This window comes from Amycolatopsis sp. NPDC003676, assembly GCF_053587275.1.
In genome coordinates, this window is sequence record NZ_JBSFNS010000355.1 from 1 (window position 1) to 1,196 (window position 1,196).

The window sequence follows — 1,196 nt, forward strand, 5'->3', positions numbered from 1 at the left end:
GCTGCGGATAGCCGGGATCGGCGACAGCCGTCGCCCCGCCGACGACCGGACCGCCGGTCACCACCCGGTAGGCGTAGGTCGAGGCGATGATCGTCAGCGGAATCGTCACCAGCAGGCCGAGGCCGCACAGCAGCGCGCCGACGATATTGATGCCGAACAGCGCCAGCGTCAGCAGCAGCAGCGGTCCGGCATTACTGGATATCGCCGAGAAACTCGATTTGATCGCGGTCACCGCGTCCTGGTTCCGGTCGATCACGAACTGCATCGTCCACCAGGTGAAGAACGCGATCACCAGACCCGGCAGGATGCACAGCACGAAACCGATACCGGTCGCCAGACCGACCAGGATGCCGGCCAGGATGATCGCGCCCACATTGGTGAACTGGAAGAAATCACCGAATCCCGGTTTCCGCCCATCGGTTTCGTGCAGCGCGCCGCGCACGAAAGCGGCCGAGATCAAATAGCCGATGATGGCGCTGACGACGGTCCCGATGAACTGCCAGATTCCGAATCCGATGCTGATGCCACCGTCGGCATCGGTATCGGTCGTGTTCCCCAGGCCGAACAGGAAGTTGATCGCCACCTGGATGACGAACGCGATCAGCACGATCGCGATCCACACGACCGCGTTGTTCTTGAATTTGTCCCACCCGTAACCGATGGCGTCGCCGACACCGAGTTTCGGCCCCGCCGGTGGATACCCGGGTTGCTGCTGTCCATACGTCATCCGAATCGCATCCCCTCACCTTGTGCGACGGCCGAAACCGCCGATATGAGTCTTCCGATCCGGCGCCACGGTCACGCCGACACAGGTGATCATTTCACACGACCCACCCGACATGCGGTTTTCCTGCGCGGACCCCGCACAGCGAGTAATTCGCTCGAGCCGTCGCGGGCATTCGAGCGAAATCGCGTCAGCGCCGCCGAGCGGGCGTCGGCGGGAAAACAATGTCGGGCGGGAGTGTGACCGGGCTACTGCTCGGCGGTGGCGCGCTTGGGGAGCTTCCAGCCGGGGCGGGGGAAGTGGCAGGTGTAGCCGTCGGGGTAGCGGATCAGGTAGTCCTGGTGTTCGGGCTCGGCGTCCCAGAAGGTGCTCGCGGGCACCCGAGGTGCCGGGCCAGCTCCGCCCGGTCGCCGGGTTTGGCCCAGTCCTGTCGGTCCGGAGGCGGGGAGCCGGGTTGTCCGGTGCGGATGCA

Annotated in this window: 1 protein-coding gene and 1 pseudogene; both read right to left on the reverse strand. The window is 65.1% G+C overall.

The features are described from left to right. Positions 1-607: hypothetical protein (locus ACWDNU_RS46370; RefSeq protein WP_449673513.1), on the reverse strand; the 607-nt coding region annotated here is incomplete at its 3' end. Between the two features lie 365 nt (positions 608-972). After that, positions 973-1,196: pseudogene (locus ACWDNU_RS46375) on the reverse strand (hypothetical protein); the annotation flags it as partial.